This is a genomic window from Brevundimonas sp. EYE_349, from assembly GCF_023147505.1.
GTDB lineage: Bacteria > Pseudomonadota > Alphaproteobacteria > Caulobacterales > Caulobacteraceae > Brevundimonas.
Window position 1 is genome coordinate 1 of the sequence record NZ_JAHXPB010000006.1, and the last position, 17,477, is coordinate 17,477.

The window sequence follows — 17,477 nt, forward strand, 5'->3', positions numbered from 1 at the left end:
CCAAACGGCCCTTCTCGAACACACTCTTCCTTACCGAAAACCCGTTTGACGCGGGATGGAGCAGCCCGGTAGCTCGTCAGGCTCATAACCTGAAGGTCGTAGGTTCAAATCCTACTCCCGCACCCAAGATTTAACCCGCTATCCCAAAAGGATGGCGGGTTTTTTCATGCCTCAAATCCACCAGTCATGATCCCGGAATTATGCGCGCGCCAAGGCGGAAGACGCGACCGACTTAAGCGTAACGCCGGGCGCCTGTTCGAAAACCAGATCGTCGGTTCCAAAATACTTCTGCTGGTTGGTCGCACACCAGTCGGTCGTGACGATGCGCACCGGACCTGAAGGGGGCGTAAGGCTGGCGGCGTAGAGGAAGTCGCCGGTCAGGGCGTCGAGGGGCAGGGGGCGGTCCTGATTGGCGCGGGCCATGAAGGCCCCGAACTGCGTCGGCGTGGCCTCGGCCGTCATCAGGGCGCCGTTGAAGCGCACGATGGAATCGAAAATGTAGCGGGTGACCGGCCCGGCCGGGGCGGCGTTGCCCAGGGTGGTGTGGCCGATGAAGCCGGCGTGGGCTCCCGCCTCGCGCGCCATGCCGGCGGCGATCGCGCGGCCCGTGTCGCCCAGGGACATCGCGGGGCGGCCTGTCCAGAGGACCGTGCGTTCCTCGGGCGTGAGGTGGTCGGCGAGTGTTTGGGTCGTCAAGCCTGCCAGGGCCGAGGAGGCGGAATTGTCCGTCGAAACCGGATGGGAGGCGGCGATCACGGACCCGTCCGCTGTGAACGTCGCCGCGGTGTAGGCGCTGGTGAACGAACCCGTATGCACATAGGCGCTGGCGCCCAGCTGGTGCTGGAAAAGAAGGTGGTCGTGTCCCCCCACCATCAAGGCGCCCTCAGGCAACAGGGGCAGAATATCCCGATCCGCGACCACGCCCGCGTGGCTCATGACCATCACCTTGTCGGCGCCGGAAAGGCTGTCGGACAGGTTCGCCCGCGCCCAGTCGGCGGCGGCCGGGATCGAGAGTTGGTCTCGCGACGCCTTGGGATAGGTGTTCATCGAATTGGTCGCCATGCCGACGACCCGCAGCCGATGAGCGCCGAACGGCAGCGTCGCTGTTGGCAGGGCGTAACCGGCGCCGGTACGTGTGTCGGTGATGGTGGTGACGACATGGAGGCCCATGTCCCTCATCCGGGCAACGATATCGGCCAGGTCGGGCGTCAGATCATTGTCGTGGTTGCCCAGGTTCACTACGGTCGGCGCCAGGGCGGGCAGGGCGGCCAGAAAAGCCCAGTCCACTATGCCGTCCGAACGCTGGGCGACGACATTGCCATGTTCGAAGATGTCGCCGTTGATGGCGATGACATGGGGGACGGGATGCGACCGGATTTCGTGTTCAAAGGCCGCCAACAGGTAAGGCGTGCGCTCATAGGCGGAATGAAGGTCCGATACGGCCAGAACCCGGCCGACGACCGCCTGGGTTTTCAAGGCCGCCAACCCTGGTGCGAAGGCCGCTCCGGCGGCGAACTGAAGAAGTCGACGACGGGAAGGCGCGATGAGGGCCACGGTTTCTCCAGGCGATGTGCGGGAAGACGCGGAGCAAAACTCACGCACCGACTGACTTTCGCATCCAGAGCCATGACGCGCAATGCGATCCTACGATGATCCATCGGTTTGAAGACAGATTGTCACAGGGCTGTGGCCGCGTCTTCAAAGGTTCAAGAAACGCGGCGTGGTCTCCTCTGGCGGGGGAGACGGCGACGCTTTAGGTCGTCGCGCGACACGTCCTCCCCCTGTCGCCAAGGAATATTCTTCATGCTTCGCCAAGCCCTTTTGGCCGCCACCGTCAGCGGCGTCGCCCTGCTGAGCGCCGGCGCCGTTTCGGCCCAGACCGCCCCGAACAGCCAGGCCGTTCCCGCCGCCGAACCGGCGGGCGTCGACGACATCGTGGTCACGGCCCAGCGCCGCAGCGAGAACATCCGCGACGTGCCGTTCGCCGTCACCGCCCTGAGCCCGCAGACGCTGCAGGAGGTGTCGGCCGGCGGCGCCGACATCCTGTCGCTGTCGGGCCGCGTGCCCAGCCTGCAGGTCGAAAGCTCGAACGGCCGTTACGCCCCGCGCTTCTACATCCGCGGCCTGGGCAATGTGGACTTCGACTTCACCGCCTCCCAGCCGGTCTCGGTGGTGCTGGACGATGTCGTTCTGGAAAGCGTCTATCTGAAGGGCTTCCCCCTGTTCGACGTGCAGCAGCTGGAAGTGCTGCGCGGGCCGCAGGGCACGCTTTTCGGCCGCAACACCCCGGCGGGCGTGGTCAAGATCGATACGGTCAAGCCCTCGGACGAGTTCACCGGCTTCGGCTCTCTGACCTATGGCAACCTGGGCTCGACGCGCGCCGAGGCGGCCGTCACCCTGCCTGCGTCGGACACGCTTCAGGTGCGCGGCGCCATCCTGTGGAACCACCGCGACGACTGGGTGAACAACGCCTACAATCCGTCGTTCGCCAATCCCGACAAGGATGACCTGGGCGGGTTCGACGATCTGGCCGCACGCGTCCATGTCGCGTGGACGCCGACCGATCGGCTATCCACGGTTCTGACGCTGCAGGCGCGCGACTATGACGGCACGGGGACGATGAACCGGGCCAACGCCCTGACCAAGGGCTCCAACAAGCTGAACGACAACTTCGACCGCGACACCGTCTATTACGACGGCGGCCGCAACAACTTCCAGAAGCAGAAGACGACGTCCGAATCGTTGAAGGTGGCCTACGATTTCGGCCCCGCCACGCTGACCGGCATCGTCGGCTCCTATCAGGGCTGGTCGCAGGGCGACGGCGACATTGACGGCGGCGTGGCGTCGGCCCCGACGACCGCCTCCTACAAGACGCCGTTCAACTCAGAAACCGGCACCCTGTCCAGCGACCTGCTGCAGAACACCTATGAGCTGCGCCTGGCGTCGAACGGCGACGGCCGGGTCGGCTGGCAGGTGGGCGCCTTCTATTGGGACGAGCGCTTCAACCTGGTCAGCGGCACGTTCAACGGCGTGGGCGGTCTGATCCCCACCAAGATCACCGATATCGTTCAGAAGTCCGATTCCTGGTCGATCTTCGGCCAAGGCAGCTACAAGGTGACCGACGCGCTGAAGGTGACGGCGGGTCTGCGCTACACGGACGACAATCGCCACTACAACGGCCGGATCGTGGTCGGAACGCCGGTCGGCGGCCAGGGCGCCGTGTCGGTCGGGGATCAGCAGGTCAGCTGGGACGTCAGCGCGGTCTATCAGGTGAACGACGACCTGAACCTGTTCGCGCGGGTGGCCAAGGGCTATCGCGGCCCGTCGATCCAGGGCCGCAACCTGCCGGTCCTGACGACGGCCAATTCCGAGACGGTCATGTCGTACGAAACGGGTATGAAGGCGCGGATGATAGACGGCCGGGCGCGCTTCAACGCCACCGCCTATGTCTATGAAGTCAGCGACATGCAGTTCACCGCCATCGGCGGCGCGGACAACTCCAACCGCCTGATCAACGCCAAGAAGGGCGAGGGCTATGGCCTGGAACTGGACGGCGATGTCTATCTGGGTGCCGGCTTCAGCCTGGCGGCCGGCGGCGCCTGGAACCACACCGAGATCAAGGACAAGGATCTGCTGGTCGCCGTCTGCGGCTCCAACTGCACCGTCACCGATCCCATCGTCATGGTGGGAACGACCCGTCGCGCCGCCATCGACGGCAACCCCTTCCCGCAGGCGCCGGAATACACCGCCAATCTGACGCTGAACTACGTCAGGCCGCTGGGCGTCGACACCGAGCTGTTCGCCTCGACCGACTGGGTCATGCAGAAGAATTTCAACCTGTTCCTCTATGAATCGGTCGAGTTCATGCAGGATACGCATTTCGAAGGCGGACTGCGCGCGGGCTGGCGCGATCTGTCGCGCGGTATCGAAGCCGCCGCCTACGTCCGCAACCTGACGGACGAGGAGAATGTGATCGGCGCCATCGACTTCAACAACCTGACAGCCTTCGTCAACGAGCCGCGCACCTATGGCGTGCAACTGACCAAGCGGTTCTGAGGTCGAAACCAAGTTGACAGCCAACGGAAGCCGCCCTGTTCGCAGGGCGGCTTTTTCGTTGCTTGCCTCGCTACTGAAGCGCCCATTTCAGCGCAACCCCGATGGTGCGGGGACGTAGAGGCGTGACGGCCTGGGCGTCGGGCAGCCGGAAGGGATCGCTGTAGGCGAAGGTGTTGGCGCGGGTGTCGAACAGATTGTCCACGAAGACGGTGGCCACCCAGGGCGCACTCTCCACGCCCATCGACAACCGGCCGGTGGCGTAGTCGCCCATACGGTGCTGCTGTCGGCCATCGAAGGTCAGGCGGGACGCGCCGACATAGGACACGCCGCCGTCCGCGATCAGTTGCAGGCGATCCGTCATTGGGCGGCGATAGGTGAAGCCCAGGTTGGCAGAGGCCTTTGGCACGCCGGGCAAGCCTGCGCCCCGTTGGGTCGCGAACCGGCTGGCGGGATCGGTGATGCGCGGATCGGCGATCAGGGCGTTGGCGAACACCTCAAGTCCGTCTGTGGGCCGCCAGTTGGCCTCGGCCTCGAAACCGACGTCGGCGCCGTCGCCGACATTGACCACATAGGCCAGGCCGCTGGGCAGGAACTGGTCGCTCTGCACATCGCGCCAGCGGGCGGCGTAGAGGGCGGCGCGCAGCCGCGCGCGGCCATCGGCGGATCGGACCTTGGCGTTGAACTCCAGGTTCCATAGCGAGTCGGGGCGATACTGGCGCGCCGGCGAATCCCTCAGGCCGCTGAAGTCCTGACCGATGACGCCCGCGGTGTTGAAACCGCCCGCGCGCCGGCCGTGGCTGAGCTGAGCCGACAGGTTCAGCCGGTCGCTGGGTTGCCAGGCCAGGGCGATCTTGGGCGTCAGGCCGGACGACCCCCCTTGGCCATCGAAGTTTCGCACGCGCGTTCGCTGGCGCACCTGGGAGGTGGTGTCGTAGTCCAGGGTGTAATAGCGGGCGCCGGCGGTCAGGGTCAGTTTGGGCGTCAGATCCCAGGCCGCTTCGCCATAGAGGGCCGCCTCCTGCAGGGTGTCGCGGCGCTTCTCGGCGTAGAGCGCCAGCGGTTCGGGACGCAGGATCGACAGGACGGGATCGGTGCGGGTCGTGCTGGTGGAGGCCAGGGCGCCGACCAGCCAGCGCCAGCGCCCGACGTCGGGCGAGGTCAGCACCGTCTCGCCCACAACCAGATGGATGTCCTTGTTTTCGTCCAGCGCGCCGACCGAAGCCAGAGAGCCGAACCGACGGAGCGCGCTGGAGGCGTCGTACCGGCTTTTAAACCCATGTTCGACCACCGCGAGCGAGGCGTCCAGTCGGCCCCAGGTTCCGCGCCCTTCCAGCGACAGCGACGCCTGGTCGAAGCGGTTCTGATGCGGTTCGCGCACCAGATTGGCGCGACGCAATGGGCCTAATCCACGATAAACATAGTGGGTGTCCTCGGTCATGATCGACTGATGGACGACGCCCGCGCGCGCGGTCCAGCCTGGCGCCAAGGCCAGGGCGCCCGACAGGCGACCACCCCGCCGCGTGCCGTCGTTGACGCGGCGCAGGTTCAGTTCGACATCGTTGATGTAGCCGCTGAAGGTCTCGCCATAGACGGCCGCGCGGACGGCCGCGCGGTCGCCGGCCAGGGGCAGGTTGGCGACTAGGTTGTAGTCGGTGTTGGTTCCGCCGCTATGGGTATGGGATCGGGTCAGGGCGACGGCCAGGTCCTCGCGGCCGAACTCGGGGCGGCGGGTGACGATACGCACCACGCCGCCGATTGGGCCGGTGCCGTACAGCGTGCCCTGTGGGCCGCGAAGAACCTCGACCCGGTCGATGTCGATCAGCTTCAGGTCCGGGTCGGGGGCGCTGTAGGTGACGGGCGTCAGATCGAGATAGAGGCCGACCGTCGATTGGGTCAGGCCGGTGAACACCCCGTCGGAGATGCCGCGCAGCAAGATCTTGTTTCGGCCGGGGCCCAGGTTCGTCACCGTCATGCCCGAGACCAGGCTGTCTAGCCCCTGCATCCCCGTGACGCCGGACCGGCCGATCCGGTCGCCGGTGATGGCGGTCATGGCCGAGGAGGACCGCTGGATCAACTCCGGGCGGCGCGGGGCGGTCACGACCACTTCGCTGACCTGAACCGCCTCGGTCTGTGGGGCAGGTCGAGGCGCGGGCCGTACAGAGGGCGAAGGCGGCGGGGTGGCGACGCGCGGCGCCGAACTGATGATAACCGCCCCGTCCGGCCTGACCAGATAGCGGCAGCCCGATCCGGCCAGTATGCGGTCCAGCGCCGCGTCCAGGGTCATGCGGCCGCGCAGCGCAGGGCTGGTTCCAGTGCAGGCTGCGACGCCGCCCCCCAGCGACACCCGCGCCTGCAACGCCAGGTCCAGAAGGGCGCGGTCCACCGGCTGGCGCGGCACATAGAGGTTCAGGACATGCGACTGTTCAGCCCAGGCCGGGGCGGCCAGGGCGGCGGTCGCGACAAGCGCGAGGCTGGCGTTCAGTGCGGCGGCGCGTGACCGGGACAGGCCAGGGGTTCGGGGCCGCCCGGCCTCAGCCGGCCTCACGCGCATCGACGCGGACAGCGGTCGTCGAGGCGTCGATCCGAATGGGAAGGAAGTCCTGGAGTTGCTGCAACATCACGGCCTCGTCGCCAATACGCAGGGCGCCCGTGAAGCGCAGCGCCCGAGCCGATGTCGATAGCACAACAGGTTTGTCGAGATAACGCGAAAGATCGTCCGCGACTTCGCCCAGCGGGCGATCGCGATAGACCAGCACCCCCTGGCGCCAGGCGGAGGCGCGGTCGGGCGCGACCGTGGCCAGCATCGGGGTCTTCTGGGCTGTTTGGGCCAATGCCTGGCCGGCGATCAAACGAACGCGCGGCGCCTTTTGCGGCGTCACGGCCACGACGCCGCGTTCCACGGCCACGGCGAAGTTATCGCCGTGGTTCAGTACATTGAAGGCGGTGCCCAGAACCTCGACCTGATGCGCGCCGGCGGCGACCACGAACGGGTGAGCGGGGTCATGGACCACGTCGAAGGCGGCCTCGCCCTCGTCCAGCGACACCGCGCGGCGATCGCCGTCGAACCGCACGTCCAGGCGCGAATGGCGGTTCAGATAGACGTGGGAACCGTCCTCCAACGCCACCGTAAGCGGCGCGTCGGTGGTGGCGTAGGTCTGGCCGTTGGGCGCCATCCACATCCACAGGCCGACCGCCAAGGTGACGCTGGCGGCGATGCCGAGCCCCGCGCTTAGCCAGGGACGACGACGCTGCGTGCGGCGGTCGCGGGCTGGGGCGAAATCAATGACGGGGGCTGGTTGGGGCTCGACGGCCGAGGCCGTATCGGCGGCGTCCAGATCGACCCATAGCCGCTCGATCGCGTCATAGGCCAGGGCGTGGGCGGGCGCCGCCTCCAGCCAGGACTGGAAGCCAAACCAGACGTCGTCGCCGGCCGCCTCGTCGCGCAGGGCGACGAACCAGTGCAGCGCCTTTTCGTCGATGTCGGTGGTCGCCTTCATGCCATCCCAGCCTGGATGTGCGCCGGAAAACGCAATCCCTGATACTCAGACGTCACGGCGACTGCGCCGCCTCCACAGTTTCGTTCGGCGACGGGCGAAAGGGTGCTCACGGCTGCGCCTTTCGGGCCAGGACGCGCAGGGCCTCCATCATATGTTTCTCGACCGAACTGCGCGAAATGTCGAGTTGGCTGGCGATGTCGGCATAGCTGACGCCGTCGAACTTGTGCAGGCGAAAGATCGTGCGGGTTTTGGGCGGCAGCGTTTCCAGAGCCGCGACCAGCCGCGCCAGCCGCTCGCGCGACGTCACCACGGCCTCGGCGGACGGGGCGTCGTCCAGATCTTCGACCGCTCCGGTCTGGTGATTGATCTGGCGCCAGGCGCTGTCGCGCGCGGCGGCGCGCTGGCCCGAGCGCCATCGGTCCAGCATCAGGTTGGAGAGCAGGCGGAAAAGAAACGCGCGTGGATTGTCGACTGGCGTGTCCGCCGACAGGGCCGAAACCTTCAGATAGAGGTCCTGCAACAGATCATCGACATCGCCCGAGGCCCCGCTGAGCCGCGCACGGCAGAAGCGGGCCAGATCCTGTCGCTGCTCCATATAGGTGGCGACCAGAGGATGCGCGGCGGGCGCGGTCAAACAGGCGAAATCCTTTGTCGCGTCCCAGGATGGAACGTCGGTCCTCCATGCCGCGACGATTTTCCTGAGGCAAGGGCGGACCGGCGGCGTCTTTAGATCGAAGGCGTCGCTGTGCGGCGGCGAACAGGGTTTCGATGCGCGCGTATCCAGCACACGGCAGAGCGACGGCGCCGGTCCTTCGGGTCGGCTAGGCGGCGCCATGTTCGATATTTGGCGTTCCGGCTTCATCCGCCGCCCCCTGCCCAGCGTCATGGACCAGCCGCCGACCGCCGACGAGGTGACGTGGCTGCCGGATTGCGGACCCTACGCCTATGTCGCCGATCCGTTCGGCGTCACGCGCGACGGCGTGCTGACCGTCTTCGTCGAGGCGTTCGACTATCATGTGCGGCGAGGCGAGATTCATTACCGCCAGTACGACGCCGACGACCGGCTGATCGGCCAGGGCGTGGCGCTGACCGAACCCTGGCACCTGTCCTATCCGACCCTGGTCGAGGACGGCGGCGAGCTTTACATGCTGCCCGAAGGCTACAAGAGCGGTGGGCTGATCCTCTATCGCTGTGTGCGCTTCCCGGATCGGTGGGAGCCGGCGGCGCGTCTGGGCGACTTGGCCGCCATCGATGCGACGGTCGTGCGGCACGACGGCCTGTGGTGGATGTTCCACGCCCTGGCGGGGCCGGATGACCGGGCGATGCGCGAGATGCATCTGGCCTGGAGCGAGACCCTGACGGGGCCGTGGACGGCCCATGCCGCCAATCCGGTCATGAGCGGTTTCGACGTGTCGCGGCCTGGCGGCACGGCCTTCGTTCACGACGGCGCCCTGCATCTGCCGGTTCAGGACTGCGTGGCGACCTATGGGGCGGCGGTCAATCTGCTGAGGATCGAGACGCTGACGCCCGGCGCCTTTTCGGTGACGCCGGTCAGACGGTTCCAGCCTGGCGATCTGTTGGCTGGGTTCGGCGATGGGTTTCACACCCTGTCCGGTCATGGCGACGTGACCTTCATCGACGTGAAGAGCATCCGCCGATCGGCTGCCGAGCCGTGGCTGAAGGCGGGGTTCAAGGCGCGGCGCCTGCTGGGGCTGAACGGGCCGCGCGGCCGTGGTGCGACCGGGCTGGCGGTCCATCCGACGCTCTTCTCGACGTCCAACGTCGGCAAGGGCGGCTAAGATCATGCGTATCGCCGTCGTTCTGCCGCGTGGCTCGACCTACTGCCCCGACAAGGCCAATTCGATGGAGACGGTGGTCCGCACCCTGTCGGCCCACAGCCGCCTGCAGAAGGCCGTGACCCTGATCGCCGACGCGGGCGCCGTCGCCCCGTCCGATGTCCGTATGCTGACCGTGCCGGCGGGACTGGGCCGCAAGGCGCGCAATGCGGCGGTGGCCGATATTCTGCGGACCCTGTCGCCTGATATCGTGGAATATCACCAGCAGCTGAAGTCCGCATCCGAACTGGCGCGCCAGTTTCCGAAGGCGATCAACGTCCTCTATCGTCACACCCGCATAAAGCCCGCGCGCAGTCCGATTGCAGCCTGGCGCTATGGCCGTCGATTGGCGCGGTTCGACCGTCTGGTGTTTGTCAGCCAGGCGGCGGGTCAGGAGTTCGCGGCCGATTATCCGCGTCTGGCCGGGCGGGTTTCGGCGGTGTGCAATCCCATCGCCATGGACGACTGGCGGGCGGCGCCGGAGGACCGCGAGCAGCTGATCCTGTTTTCAGGCCGCGCCATGCACGACAAGGGGCTGGATCTGTTCTGCACGGCTTTGGCGGCGACGCTGGACCGGCATCCCGACTGGCGCGGCGCCCTGATGCTGGGCGACTGGGACAAGCATCAGGACTGGGCCGAACCCCATGTCCGCGCCCTGGCCCGGTTCGGCGACCGGGTGGAAATCCACAAATCCGCGTCCTTGGGCGAGGTGAAGGCGGTCACGCGCCGCGCCGCCATCGCGGTGGTCCCGTCGCGGGTGCGCGAGGCGTTGGGCCTTTCGGCGCTGGAAGCCCATGCGGCGGGCGCGGCCCTGATCTCCTCGGGGCGGGGCGGATTGCGCGAGGCCAGCGGCGAACACGCCCTCTATGTGGATGTCGAAGACGCCGCGCCTCTGGCCGCCGCAATGGAACATCTGGTTCAGAACCAGGCCGAGCGGTTGAAACTGGCCCAGGCCGGTCAGGCCCATGTGGCGCGTGTGCACTCGCCAGCGGCGCGTGCGGCCGAACTGGACGCCCTGCGTTATGCGCTGGCGGATCGGTCGGTGACCCGCCATGGCCAGGGTAAATCCTGCCGCGCGGCCTAAGGCCAAGGCGTTTGGTCGCTGACCAGCCTGCTCAGCTAGATGCGGATCAGACTGTCATAGACATGGGTCACGGCGTCGAAGGCGACGCGTGTCGGGCGATCGCCCAAAGGCGCGGGTGCGAAGTCGGCGGTGGTCAAACCCGCCGCGACGGGATCGTCTATCTTGTCGGTGTTCCACCCCAGCAGCAGGCGTCCGCCGGGACGTAGAACGGCGGCCATGGCGGTCAAGGCTTGCCGCTGCTGCTCGGGCGTGTCCACGCCATAGCCCAGGACGCCGTTGCAGACGACGGCGTCGAACGTCAGGTCCGAAAACAGTCGATCCGCCTGGCAGACGTCGCCTGTGCGGTGACGACCCGGTCGGCCCCAGCGCGCGGCGCCCGCGTCGATGTCTGTGGTCCAGACCTCGCCGCCCAGCGCCTCAAGCGCGGCATAGTCGTCCAACGTATATTCGCGACATCCGACCCACAGGATGCGCCCGCCCTTGGCGGCCAGCGCCGGGACATAGCTGTCGGCCATGACCTGACGGTCGGGCAGGGCGCGGATGCGCGTCGCCTTGGCGGACCGCCTTGCGTGGACCGCGCCTTCGCCCAGCACCAGCGTCATGAAGGCCGCGATAAAGCCCATTGCATCCCCCGTGTTCCCCAGAACGTTTCTACCGGCGGACGCCGCATCTGCCAATCGAAGTTCGTCGAGACGCCGGGGGGCAATTTGTCGCCCGGGCTTTCACCCCGGCCCGCCAACCCGTATCGAGTGCCAATGCTGCAAGACGCTCCTCCCCCCGTCGTCGCGCCCGCGGCCCTGCCCGAAATCGTCGTGACCGCGGCCCGTCTGCCCCCCGCCGCGGCGGACGCGGCCTTTTCCGTGGTCCGAATCGACCAGGCCGTATTGTCCCGTTCGGCGCGGATTGACGAGGCCCTGCGGTCGGCGCCTGCGGTGTCGCTGTTTCGCCGCACCACCAGTCTGGCGGCCAATCCGACGACCCAGGGTCTGTCGCTGAGGGCCATCGCGCCGTCGGGCGCAGGGCGGACGCTGGTGCTGCTGGATGGGGCGCCGTTGAACGATCCATTCGGGGGCTGGGTGATCTGGTCCCAGGTCGCGCCGGAAGCGCTGGACAGCCTGGATGTGGTGCGCGGCGCGGGATCGGGGCCGTACGGCGCCGGCGCCCTGACGGGGACCGTCACCCTGCGCGAACGCAGCCAGGGCGGAGTGCTGAACGTCTCGGCCGCCGAGAGGGGCGGGGTGCGCGCGGCGGGCTCGGCCTCGACACGGCTGGGATCGCTGGCGGTCACGGTCAGCGGCTTTCGCGAGGTCAGCGACGGCTATGTCCCCGTACGGGGGTCGACGGCGGGGGCGGCGGACACGCCGCTGGATCTGGACAGCCGGGCCGCCGCCGTGCGGATCGACGGCGCCGTGGGGCCGACCAATCTGTCGGTGCGCGCGGCCACCTGGGAAGAGGATCGCGGATCGGGTCTGGCGGGCACGCGCGCCAACGCCAGCGGCCACAGCCTCAGCGCCGCCGTCGCCCAGGCGTCGACCGCCGACGGATACGGCTGGCGTCTTCAGGCATGGCGGATCGACAGCGACCTGGCGAACAGTTCCGCCTCGGTGGCCGCAGACCGCTCCACGACCACGCCCGCCAACGATCAATACAAGACCCCCGCGACCGGATGGGGTTTGAACGCCGCCCTGCGTCGGCGGGCGTCGGACTTCGCCGGGGGGCGGTTGGAGTGGGAGGTGGGCGCCGATGCCCGTTTCAACGAAGGCCAAACGAACGAATTCTTCAGCAATCCGACCGGGGCCGGCTTTGCGCGCGGGCGCCGGGCGGGCGGCGAAACCTCGGTCGGCGGCGCCTATGTGGACGGGTCCTGGACGGGCGGCGACTGGCTGGTCGCAGGCGGCCTTCGTCTGGACCGGTGGGAGAATTCAAACGGATTTCGCAACGAATACACGCTGGCGACCGGCGCGGTGTTGCTGGATGAAACCGACCCGGGTCGGTCCGGCGAGGTGGTCAGCGCTCGCCTGGCCGCGCGGCGTGATCGGGGGGGCGGTTACGCCGCGCGGGCGGCGGCCTATTCCGGTTTCCGGCCCGCGACGCTGAACGAATTGCATCGGCCGTTCCGGGTCGGCAACGACATCACCGAGGCCAACGCCGGCCTGGCGCCCGAAACGCTGAAGGGGATCGAAACCGGGCTGGCGTTCAACCGCGACGGCGTGCGTTGGGGCGCGACCGTCTTCTGGAACCAGATCGACGACGCCATCGTCAATGTCACCCTGGGCGCCGGCCCTGCGACCTTCCCCCGCGCGGGCTTCGTGCCGGCGGGCGGGGTGCTGCGCCAGCGCCAGAATGCCGGGACCATCGACGCCTGGGGCGTGGAGCTGACCGGGGCGGCCGATTTGACGCCCGCCCTGTCGTTGAACGGGGCGGTGTCCTGGACCGATGCGACGGTGGACGGCGGGGCCTCGGCGCCGCAGTTGACCGGCCTGCGTCCCGCACAGGCGCCGGACTGGAGCGCGACCGCCGGCCTGGACTGGCGCCTGTCCAGCGCCCTGACCCTGGCTTTGGCGGCGCGTTATGAATCGCGCCGTTTCGACGACGATCTGAACAGCCGCACCCTGGCCGGCGCCGTCACGCTGGATGCGCGCGCGGAATGGGCGTTCGATGCGCGCACCACCCTGTGGGTGGCGGCGGACAATCTGTTCGATAAGGACGTCGAGGTTTCGCAGACCGGAAACGGCGTCGCCGCTTACGGCCCGCCGCGCACCGCCAGCATCGGTCTGCGATTGAGCTACTGATCGGGTCTGTCCGCAGGCCGGATTTGCACCGAAGGGCCGCGCGTTTTAGGCTTCAACCGAACGTGAGGCCTGATGTTGGAAGTCCGATCCCTGTCGAACGCGTGCCTGGAACGGCGCCAGAGCGCGGTATGCGACACCTGCGGCGCGCGGCCGTTCAGCGTCTGCGCCAGCCTGAACCCCGAGGACATGGCGGTTCTGGACGCCATAGCCGAACAGCTTTCTCTGCAGGCCGATGCGGTGCTGGTCCGCGAAGGCGATCCGGCGAACAGCGTGTTCAACATCACCTCCGGTTCGGTGCGGCTGTACAAGCTGCTGGCCGATGGGCGGCGTCAGATCATCGGTTTCCTGTTCGCCGGAGACTTCATCGGGCTGGCGGCGGGCGACGAGTATGGGTTTTCAGCCGAGGCGATCGAGCCGACCACCGCGTGTCGGTTTCGAAAGACCGACTATCAGGCGGCGGTTCGGTCGCGTCCCGCGCTGGAGGCGGCGCTGCTGGATCGGGCGATGAACGAACTGGCGGCGGCGCAGAAGCAGATGCTGCTTCTGGGGCGCAAGACGGCCAGGGAGCGTCTGGCCTCTTTCCTGCTGGACCTGCCGGGACGCGATCCCATGCGGCCGTCGCGCGACAACCGGGTGCGCCTGCCCATGACGCGGGCGGAAATGGCCGACTATCTGGGCCTGACCATCGAGACGGTCAGCCGCGAGCTGACCAAGCTGAAGAACGCCCAGGTCATTCAGGCCCTGTCGCTGCACGAGATCGAGGTGGAACGCCCGGATCGTCTGCAGGAACTGGCCGACGGCGAGATCTAGGCGGCGTTCCGCTTCGCTGACGCCAGTCGGACCCGGCCATCGGTCTCCAGGCCGTCGATGCGGACCGTGCGAGGGCAGAGGGCCATCGGCGAGGCGCGATGGCTGATCAGGATCAGGCCCTGGCCGCGCTCGGCCAGCCGGGCCTGAAGCGCCGTCAGGACATGGGCTTCGGTCGCGGCGTCCAGCCCCTCTGTCGGTTCGTCCAGCACCAGCCAGGCGGCGTCGCGCAGATAGGCGCGCGCCAGGTTCAGCCGGCGACGTTCGCCGCCCGACAGTCGCTCACCGTTCGATCCGATGGGCGCGTCAAGGCCCAGGGGCTCGTCGCGGATGCGCTGGCCGAGGCCCGCGTCGTCCAGGGCTCGCCACATCGCCGCCTCTTCGGCCGACCCGGCCAAGGTCAGGTTCTCACGCACCGATCCGTCCAACAGCCGCACGTCCTGAGCCGCATAGGCGAACAGGGCGCGGCGATCACGAGGCGCGATCTCGGCGACGTCGACGCCGCCGATACCCAACTCGCCGCTCAGCGCAGGGCGCAGGCCGATCAGCCGCTCGATCAGGGTGGTCTTGCCGACGCCGGACGGGCCCGTCAGGCCCAGCCGTTGCGGCGGCGAAAGCGGATCGCCCGCGCCCATCAGGAAGATGGCGTCGCCCTGCGGCGCGCGGGTCCGACTCTGATCCTCAGCGGGCAAGAGCGCATCCAGCCGCGACAGAGCCTGGCCGGCGGCGCCGTTCTGATGCAGGGCGGCGACCAGGCCGCCGGCAGCCTCGATCCCCATGATGGCGGCCAGCGCGGCCAGGGCCGTCAGCGGCAGGGCGGCCCCCGCGCTGGCCGGCAGGACTAGAGCGACGGCGAGGGCGACCGTCACGGCCTGCCACGCCGCCATCCAGCCGGCGGCCTGGGTCAAGGCGACCTGGGCCTGGTCATGATCGGCCGCCGCCGTCGCCGCCTGCTCGGCGGCCCAGCCTTCCAGCCCATAGGCTTTCAACTCGGGCGTGACGGCCTCCAGCGCGGCCAGGCGGTCCTTCAGCACGCCCACCGCGACCTGGACCGCGCGCCCCGCCGGCTCGGCTAAACGGCGCGCGATCACGACGCCGCCGATGCAGGCGACGGCCATGGCTGCGAACAGGGCCAGGCCCGCCCAGGGCGTCGCCAGGCTGGCCAGAACGATGGCGGCGGCGGCCCCGGCGCCCAGGCTGACGGGGACGGAGCGGCGCACGAACAGGGTCTGCACCGCATCCACGTCCTGAACCAGGCGGGCAGACATCTCGCCGGACGACAGGCTCAGCGCCGCTTCGGGCGGACCCTCGGCGATGGCGTGAAACAGTTGCGGCCGCAGTCGGGCCAGGGCCTTCAGCGCCGCCTCGTGACCCGCCACCCGTTCGACATATCGCCCCCCGGTGCGCAGGATAGCCAACAGGCGGATGATGGCGCTGGGCATCATATAGTTGAAGCTCTGGGCCGCCGCCGCGCCCGCCGCCCCGGCGAAGGCGGCTCCGGTGATGAACCAGCCCGACAGGCCCAACAGGCAGACCGCCGAGACCGTAACCACCGCCCCGGCGGCGGCGGCCAGCCGCAGGCGTGCGCGCTGTTCCTGCGTCTGGGCCGCAATCAGCCGCCCGATCTGCGTCCGCCGGCTCACAGCCGCACCACGCGGTCGGCCAGGGCCGCGACGGCGGCCGAATGGGTGGCGATCAGGGTGGTGCGACCGCGCGCGGCCTTGGCGATGACGGCGATCATGGCCTGTTCGGAGGCGGGGTCCAGATTGGCGGTCGGCTCGTCAAGCAGGAGAATGGGCGCGCGTTTCAAAAGCGCGCGGGCCAGACCCAGACGACGACGTTCGCCGCCCGACAGGCCGCCGCCGCGCTCGTCGATGCGGCGGGCCAGATCGCCCGACAGGCCGGCGGTGCGCGCCGCCATCGCCACCCGGCCGGGGCAGCTGGCGGGATCGGCCAGGGCGATGTTGTGGGCCAGGTCGCCCGGCACGACGACGGGCTGCTGGCTGGCCCAGGCGATGCGGCCGGCGACGTCGCCGTCCACGCTCAGCCGGGCCGCGCCGATCTCGACCTCCCCGTTGGTCAGGGGCGACAGGCCCAGCAGCAGATGCAGGATGCTGGATTTGCCCGCACCGCTGGCCCCCATCAGCGCCACGATCTGGCCCGGCGCGACGTCCAGGTCAAAGTCGCGAACGACAGGCGCGCGGCCGTCGTAGGCGATGGCGACGTCCCGGAACCGGATGGCCGGGGCCAGGTCGCCCAGCGCGGCGTGCGAACGCTGGACCGACGGCGGCGTGACCAGCGAGGGAGCGGCGGCCTCGGCGGCCCGGCGGTCGTGATAGGCGGCGGCCAGGCGGCGCAGCGGCTGATAGACCTCGGGCGCGAGGGCCAGCACGAAGAAGGCGCGCGGCAGGTCTAGCGCTTCCGGCACGGGGAAGGGCAGAAGCCGCAGCAGGTTGAACCCGCAATAGACGGCGATCAGGGCCACAGACAGGGCCGAAAAGAACTCCAGCACGCCGGACGACAGGAAGGCGATGCGCATGACGCGCGCGGTGCGGCGCTCCAACTCGTCCGACGCTTGGGCGATCCGGTCGACGGTCGACGCTGTGGCGTCGAAGGCCAGGATGGCGGGCAGGGTGCGGATGCGGTCGACGAACAGGCCCGACAGCCGCTCCAGCGCCTGGAACTGGCGTCGACTTTCGCCCGCCGCCGCCGTGCCAGCCAGAGCCATGCCGACGATGAAGGGGAACAGTGTGAACAGCAGCACGCCCGCGGCGACGGGGCTGGCGACGGCCGCCGCCGCGATCAACAGCAGGGGCGACAGGCCGGCCGCCAGGCGTAACGGCGTGAACCGGGCGAAATAGCCGTCCAGCGCGCCGACGCCCTCGACCAAGGCCGTCAGGCGGTCGTTGGACCGCACGCCTCGTCCGAACAGATCCGCCAGCAACCGACCGCGCACCTGGGTCTTGACCGCCCGACCGAGCCGCGCGCCGACGACGACGGCGACCTGGCCGATCAGGGCGCGCGCCACCAGGCTGAGGACGGCCAGCGCCAGCCAGGGCGCGGCGGCGGCCGGGCCGGCCTCGAAGTTTGAGATAGTCAGGGCCAGGCCGGCGGCGAAGCCGACGGCGGGCGCGACATCCGCCACGGTCAACACCCCGGCCAGCATCGCCAGTCTGCGCCAGGGCCGACCGGCGGCCTTCAGCCAGGCGGCAGGCGCGACGGCGTCGGGCGACAGGGTGGTCATCGGCGAACTCCAGCACGTCCCGGCGCGCGGCGCCTCTGGACAAAACGCCGTTGGGCGGAATGTCCAAGGACGAACCGTCCAATAGGTCGGCCGTCGCGGGGGCGCTTTGATCGAGATCAAGGCGACCAGCCGGGCGTGCTTCTAGGGCCATCCAAACGCCGG

The 17,477-nt window shown here is 68.7% G+C and carries 12 protein-coding genes and 1 tRNA gene; 6 read left to right on the forward strand and 7 right to left on the reverse strand.

Features of this window, described 5'->3' with window-relative positions; all coding sequences use genetic code 11:
* Window positions 1-49 precede the first annotated feature (49 nt).
* A tRNA-Met gene (locus tag KZX42_RS11610) sits at window positions 50-126 on the forward strand.
* A 72-nt stretch (window positions 127-198) separates the two neighbouring features.
* Here the strand turns inward: KZX42_RS11610 and KZX42_RS11615 are convergent.
* A complete protein-coding gene (locus tag KZX42_RS11615; RefSeq protein ID WP_248119500.1) occupies window positions 199-1,476 on the reverse strand; it encodes a metallophosphoesterase in 1,278 nt (425 codons plus the stop codon).
* Between the two features lie 327 nt (window positions 1,477-1,803).
* On the opposite strand from KZX42_RS11615, the gene KZX42_RS11620 reads away from it, so the two are divergent.
* Window positions 1,804-4,056, forward strand: a complete 2,253-nt coding sequence (locus KZX42_RS11620; protein ID WP_248119501.1) for a TonB-dependent receptor — start codon at window positions 1,804-1,806, stop codon at window positions 4,054-4,056.
* 70 nt (window positions 4,057-4,126) lie between these two features.
* Here the strand turns inward: KZX42_RS11620 and KZX42_RS11625 are convergent, their stop codons facing one another.
* The 3 genes from KZX42_RS11625 to KZX42_RS11635 form a co-directional block, all read right to left on the reverse strand.
* On the reverse strand, window positions 4,127-6,601 hold the full coding sequence (locus KZX42_RS11625) for a TonB-dependent receptor (protein WP_248119502.1): 2,475 nt from the start codon (window positions 6,599-6,601) through the stop codon (window positions 4,127-4,129).
* Window positions 6,588-7,553, reverse strand: a complete 966-nt coding sequence (locus tag KZX42_RS11630) for a FecR domain-containing protein (protein ID WP_248119503.1) — start codon at window positions 7,551-7,553, stop codon at window positions 6,588-6,590. The genes KZX42_RS11625 and KZX42_RS11630 overlap by 14 nt, the downstream gene beginning before the upstream one ends.
* Before the next feature lie 106 nt (window positions 7,554-7,659).
* A complete protein-coding gene (locus KZX42_RS11635) occupies window positions 7,660-8,187 on the reverse strand; it encodes an RNA polymerase sigma factor (protein WP_248119504.1) in 528 nt (175 codons plus the stop codon).
* Between the two features lie 199 nt (window positions 8,188-8,386).
* Here KZX42_RS11635 and KZX42_RS11640 point away from each other — a divergent pair, with 199 nt between their 5' ends.
* Together KZX42_RS11640 and KZX42_RS11645 are read left to right on the forward strand one after the other, a co-directional pair.
* Window positions 8,387-9,352 (forward strand): hypothetical protein, encoded by a 966-nt coding sequence (locus KZX42_RS11640; RefSeq protein WP_248119505.1) that lies wholly within the window; start codon window positions 8,387-8,389, stop codon window positions 9,350-9,352.
* 4 nt (window positions 9,353-9,356) lie between these two features.
* Complete coding sequence (locus KZX42_RS11645; protein WP_248119506.1) at window positions 9,357-10,472, forward strand: glycosyltransferase family 4 protein; 1,116 nt, start codon at window positions 9,357-9,359, stop codon at window positions 10,470-10,472.
* A gap of 35 nt (window positions 10,473-10,507) precedes the next feature.
* Here KZX42_RS11645 and KZX42_RS11650 read toward each other — a convergent pair whose 3' ends face one another.
* The gene (locus KZX42_RS11650) at window positions 10,508-11,095 is read right to left on the reverse strand and encodes a class I SAM-dependent methyltransferase (protein ID WP_248119507.1); all 588 of its coding nucleotides are present in this window, start codon (window positions 11,093-11,095) and stop codon (window positions 10,508-10,510) included.
* 132 nt (window positions 11,096-11,227) lie between these two features.
* Here KZX42_RS11650 and KZX42_RS11655 point away from each other — a divergent pair, with 132 nt between their 5' ends.
* On the forward strand, window positions 11,228-13,264 hold the full coding sequence (locus KZX42_RS11655) for a TonB-dependent receptor (protein ID WP_248119508.1): 2,037 nt from the start codon (window positions 11,228-11,230) through the stop codon (window positions 13,262-13,264).
* Window positions 13,265-13,336: 72 nt separating this feature from the next.
* A complete protein-coding gene (locus KZX42_RS11660; RefSeq protein WP_248119509.1) occupies window positions 13,337-14,074 on the forward strand; it encodes a helix-turn-helix domain-containing protein in 738 nt (245 codons plus the stop codon).
* Here KZX42_RS11660 and KZX42_RS11665 read toward each other — a convergent pair.
* Together KZX42_RS11665 and cydD are read right to left on the reverse strand one after the other, a co-directional pair.
* Window positions 14,071-15,714: an ATP-binding cassette domain-containing protein gene (locus KZX42_RS11665; protein WP_248119510.1), complete on the reverse strand. Its 1,644-nt coding sequence runs from the start codon at window positions 15,712-15,714 to the stop codon at window positions 14,071-14,073. The genes KZX42_RS11660 and KZX42_RS11665 overlap by 4 nt on opposite strands.
* Window positions 15,711-17,315 (reverse strand): thiol reductant ABC exporter subunit CydD, encoded by a 1,605-nt coding sequence (cydD, locus tag KZX42_RS11670; RefSeq protein WP_248119511.1) that lies wholly within the window; start codon window positions 17,313-17,315, stop codon window positions 15,711-15,713. The genes KZX42_RS11665 and cydD overlap by 4 nt, the downstream gene beginning before the upstream one ends.
* Between the last annotated feature and the right edge of the window lie 162 nt (window positions 17,316-17,477).

Excerpts from the sequence above, each read along its gene's own strand:
- KZX42_RS11620 (WP_248119501.1), top strand. The coding sequence starts at position 1,804 with ATGCTTCGCCAAGCCCTTTTGGCCGCCACCGTCAGCGGCGTCGCCCTG.
- KZX42_RS11630 (WP_248119503.1), bottom strand. The coding sequence starts at position 7,553 with ATGAAGGCGACCACCGACATCGACGAAAAGGCGCTGCACTGGTTCGTC.
- KZX42_RS11640 (WP_248119505.1), top strand. The coding sequence starts at position 8,387 with ATGTTCGATATTTGGCGTTCCGGCTTCATCCGCCGCCCCCTGCCCAGC.
- KZX42_RS11645 (WP_248119506.1), top strand. The coding sequence starts at position 9,357 with ATGCGTATCGCCGTCGTTCTGCCGCGTGGCTCGACCTACTGCCCCGAC.
- KZX42_RS11650 (WP_248119507.1), bottom strand. The coding sequence starts at position 11,095 with ATGGGCTTTATCGCGGCCTTCATGACGCTGGTGCTGGGCGAAGGCGCG.
- KZX42_RS11655 (WP_248119508.1), top strand. The coding sequence starts at position 11,228 with ATGCTGCAAGACGCTCCTCCCCCCGTCGTCGCGCCCGCGGCCCTGCCC.
- KZX42_RS11660 (WP_248119509.1), top strand. The coding sequence starts at position 13,337 with ATGTTGGAAGTCCGATCCCTGTCGAACGCGTGCCTGGAACGGCGCCAG.
- cydD (WP_248119511.1), bottom strand. The coding sequence starts at position 17,315 with ATGACCACCCTGTCGCCCGACGCCGTCGCGCCTGCCGCCTGGCTGAAG.